The following is a 4637-nucleotide window of genomic DNA, read 5'->3' on the forward strand; positions in this document are numbered from 1 at the left end:
CTCTGGCGGGTCTCCGGCACCGTCATCAGACCAACGATCGTCACGATCGAGAGGACAACGTGAATCATGTAGGGCAGCTGGCCAGGGATCGGGCCCCACTGGGCGAGCAGGCCCGCGATCAACGCGCCCACCGCGAAACCACCGGTCATGGCCATCGCGGAACGCTTCGCCCCGGAGTTCGGCTTCGCCGTCGGGTCGAAGGCCGGGCTGGAAAGCTCCTTAATCCAGGAACCACCCGCGGTCATCGCCATGCCCAGCGCCAGGCCGGAAAGCATGCGGCCAGTAAAGATGATCGGCTCGCTGGTCTCGCCCATCGCGATGAGGATGGACCCAATCAGCCCAACGATCGGGGCGGGCAGCATGACGACGCGGCGTCCATAACGGTCGGAGAGCGGCCCCGCGACCAGCAGACCGATGGCGATACCCACCGCGTAGAACGCCAGCAGGGCGTCCACGAACACCGGGGAGAAGACGTCCTCCCCGCGGTAGAAAACCATCATCGGGGTGAACTCGTTGCCACCCCACGCGACGATAAATACCGCCAACGCAACCATGAGCCACGCTCGCGAGCCCTTGTACTTCGAGCCTCGCGAGTTGATGTTGAGATTGGTTGGGGTATCAGAGCTTTGCGACATGGCTCCCCATGGTAATCCTCCGGGAGAGCGCGGCCTGACAGGAATGGGGGTTTAGGGAGTTATCGCGAAATAGCTGTGACGCCCGCCACTTTGCGTAGCCTTGGATCATGGCACAGAACTCACCAAAGACCAAGCAGCTTGGATCCGACATCGCCCGTCGCTCCAAGGCCCCCAACCCCCTGCCGACCACCCCGAATCCTGTGATCCTCCCGGAACTCACGCGGGCTCTCGACGGTCAGTTCGGCGAGGCGCGCGACGCCATCCGCGAGATGCTCAAGGACGATCAGTTCCGGCCCGCGGTAGGGCTGAGCCTGGAAGAGGCCCGCGCCCGCACCACCGCCCAGCTGAAGTCCGTTCTGGAATCCGGCCTGCCGCACGGCGCATTCCGCGAGGAGCAGGGTGGCACCGGAGAAACCGGCACGACCCTGGCCAGCATCGAAATGCTCGGCATGGCGGACCTCTCCCTGATGGTGAAGTCCGGCGTGCAGTGGGGGCTGTTCGGTGGCGCGGTCGGCAACCTCGGCACCGAACGCCACGACGACCTGGTCAAGGACCTGATCGAACTACGGGCGCTGGGCTGCTTCGCAATGACGGAGCGCGGCCACGGCTCCGACGTCCAGAACCTCGAGACCACCGCGACCTACGACCCGGAGACCCAGGAGTTCATCATCAACTCCCCCACCGCGTCCTCGGAGAAGTGGTACATCGGCAACGCTGCCCGCGACGGCCGCTTCGCCGCGGTCTTCGCGCAGCTCTACACCCCGGGTGTGGAGGAGTCGCACGGCGTGCACTGCCTCGTCGCCCGCATCCGTGAGGACGACGGCTCCCCGGTCGAGGGCGTGCGCCTCGGCGATCACGGCTACAAGGGCGGGCTGCCCGGCGTGGACAACGGCACCCTCGTCTTCGAGAAATACCGCGTTCCGCGCGAGAACCTGCTCAACCGCTTCGCCGACGTGGACGAGGAGGGCAACTACAGCTCCCCAATCGAGAACCCGAACCGCCGCTTCTTCACGATGCTCGGTGCGCTGGTTCGCGGGCGCGTGACGGTGGGCGCCGCCGCCGGCGCCGCGGCCCGCACCGCACTGGACATCGGCGTGCGCTACGCCAACCTGCGCAAGCAGTTCGCGCCCAGCGATGACCTGCCGGAAAACACCCTCATCCAGCACCGCAAGCACCGGCTGCGCCTCATCCCCCGGGTGGCGCGCGCCTACGCGCTGCAGCTGGCGACGAACGAGCTGATCTCCGGGCTGCACGAGCTCGAGGCACGCGGCGTCGACCCCGTGAACGCCACGAAGGAGGAGCAGGCCGACCAGCGCGAGCTCGAGGCTCACGCTGCTGCCCTGAAGGCTGCGAATACCGCCCACGCCACCGACACCATCCAGGAGATGCGTGAGGCCTGCGGCGGCTACGGCTACATGGCAGAGAACCTGCTGACCAGCCTGAAGGCAGACTCGGATATCTTCACCACCTTCGAGGGCGACAACGTGGTGATGATGCAGCTGGCCGGTAAGGAGCTGATGACCGGCTTCTCCAAGGAGATCGGCAGCTTCAACCCGCTGGAGATGGTCCGCTTCGGGCTGGATAACTTCTCCACTTTGCTGCGCCGCCGCACCGCCGCGGATGCCCTGGTCCAGAACCTGAAGGACACCTTCTCCGATAGCGAGGAGGCCACCCTCTTCGACCCGGGTAGCCAGCTGCGCCTGGTTTCGGAGCGGGAGCGTCGCCTCATGGTCTCCCTGGGCCGCCGCCTGCGCGTGGCCAAGGACATGCCGGTGGAGAAGGCCGCGAAGGTCGTCGACCGGGCGCAGGACCACCTGCTGGAGGTCGCGTGGGCCCACGTGGACCGCATCCTCCTCGAGGCCCTGCTGGAGGCGGAGGCCACGCTCACGAGCGACACCGCCCGCGATGTGATGGAGCAGGTCCGCGACGTTTACTTCCTGGACCTCATCGTCCGCAACGGCAGCTGGTACCTGGAGCAGAACCTGCTCACGGGCACCCGCACCAAGGCGGCACGTGCCGCGCTCAACGACCTGGTGGACTCCCTCGGCCCCTGGTCGGAGCTGCTGGTGGACGCCTTCGGGGTGCCGTCGGAGATCACCTCCGTAAACCTCATGCAGCGCTATGAGGACATGGTGACCAAAGCTGAGTCCGACCCGGCGGTCGGCCAGCCCGGCCGCTGGCGGGAGGACTAGGCGCTCACCCTGCAGCCCAGCTGCACCTATAGTCTCGCTACACTTATATAAGTGACAGTTTCGGGCGATAACCATAGGCAGGACCCGCCGGCCGCGGGTGAAAATTCAGCAGACCGCATCTTTGGCACGGACGCCGATTCTTTCGGCGTCCGTGCCCTTCCTGATGCGCCCTCCCCGCCGTCGATGCGGGCCATGCTGCTGACGGTCAAGTCCTTCCGCGCCCAGATTCCCCGCGCCCTCCGCGCGGCGCTATCCATCCTCATTCCGGGATTCATCGGCTACGCGCTCGGCTTCGGCTCCGAGCTGCTGCTCGTCTCGGCTGGCGCCGTCCTGATGATCAACGGCGAGAACAAGCCCTACCGCGAGCGCTGGAAATCCCTGCTGCGCTACGGGCTGCTGTTTATCTGCCTGACACTGGGCTTCCGCCTCATCGGCATCTGGACGCACTCGCACGGGGTGATGAATTTCCACGAGGGCCTCAGCGGGGTGATCGCCAACCCGAAGGGCGCGATCATCGCCTACCTTCCGCTGCTACTCTTCCTCGCGGTGTGCGTGATCTGCGTGTACGTGACCATGTGCCTGCGGCTGACCCCGCCCGGGCCGTACCTGATGCTCTTCGTCACGGGCGGCCTGATGGTCAACGAGATCTCGATCTCCCTGACCTCCACGCTGGTCTGGTCGATCGTGGGCGCGGCCTCCGGCTTCATCGTCAGCATGTCCGGCTGGCTCGTTGATAAGCACGCCCCGGAGCGTCGCGCGGTCGAGGATGCCGAGGCAGCGGTCGCCAACTATCTCGAGGCCCGCGACAAGGAGGCCGCCGCCGAGTACGAGTCCCTCAAACTCACCGCCGCCGGCGCGATCCACCGCGCCTGGTCCATGCTCGCCCACGCGGACGCGATCAATGGCGGCGCGATCACCCCGGAGGCCCGCGGCACCAAGGGCGAGCAGCTGGTCCACCGGATGCTTATCGCGCAGCAGCGCTGGGCAACGGCCGACCCGCACTCCCACGAGCAGCGCACCTCGCCATCCGACCGCCGCACGATTCCGCTGTCCTCCCCCGGCGCGTGGGCGAAGATCAAGCGCCAGTGGCACCGGGACTCCCACCCGGTGGTCACCGCACAGCGCGTGGCCCTGGCGGGCCTGGGCGTGGCGATCATGTCCACGGTGCTGGGGCTCGGACGCCCGGATTGGGCGATCACCTCCGTGATGCTGCTGCTCGGCCAGGGCCCGTACCGCATGGCCGGCACGGTGCGCAGCATTCACCGCATCGCGGGCTCCGTGATCGGCATCCTGCTGTACCTGGCGTTCTACCAGCTGCACCCGGGCATCCTCATGGACCTCATCGGGCTGGCGGTGGCCATGGGCTGCACGGAGCTATTCATCGCCGCAAACTACGGACTGGCGATGGTCTTCACCGCCCCGCTAGGTCTGATGATGGCCGGCCTGGGCAGCGCCCCGGTGGGCCAGACGGCGATGGATCGCGGAGCCGAGCTGGTCATCGGTTCCCTGCTGTCGATCCTGTCCATCTGGTTCTTCCGCCCCAATAATCTGCAGAAGACCGCGGAGCTCAACTACGCCCACCTGCTGGCGTCCATAAAAAGGATGATCGGCAGCCTGCGGGTAAACTCGATCGACGACGCAGTGCTGGACCGCCGCCGCCTGCGCTACGAGCTCAACGAGTCGCGCGCGGTGACGAGCGCGTGCGCGAACGAGTCCTTCGCGTGGCGCCGCGACCAGTGGGATCACCACGCGGCGGCGCAGATGGTCGCCCACGAGGTGCTGCGCGTCGGCGCGACGGCCGCGCACTCGG

At 66.9% G+C, this 4637-nt stretch carries 3 protein-coding genes; 2 read left to right on the plus strand and 1 reads right to left on the minus strand.

Annotation, left to right across the window (positions count from 1 at the left end; translation table 11 throughout):
- On the minus strand, positions 1 to 554 hold a 554-nt coding region (locus tag Q1V78_RS02685), incomplete at its 3' end, for an MFS transporter (protein ID WP_300611354.1).
- Between the two features lie 188 nt (positions 555 to 742).
- Here Q1V78_RS02685 and Q1V78_RS02690 point away from each other — a divergent pair.
- Together Q1V78_RS02690 and Q1V78_RS02695 are read left to right on the plus strand one after the other, a co-directional pair.
- A complete protein-coding gene (locus Q1V78_RS02690; RefSeq protein ID WP_300611350.1) occupies positions 743 to 2827 on the plus strand; it encodes an acyl-CoA dehydrogenase family protein in 2085 nt (694 codons plus the stop codon).
- A gap of 51 nt (positions 2828 to 2878) precedes the next feature.
- A partial coding sequence (locus tag Q1V78_RS02695; RefSeq protein ID WP_300611352.1) for an FUSC family protein occupies positions 2879 to 4637 on the plus strand: 1759 nt, incomplete at its 3' end.

This window comes from Corynebacterium sp. (assembly GCF_030152825.1).
Lineage (GTDB): Bacteria > Actinomycetota > Actinomycetes > Mycobacteriales > Mycobacteriaceae > Corynebacterium.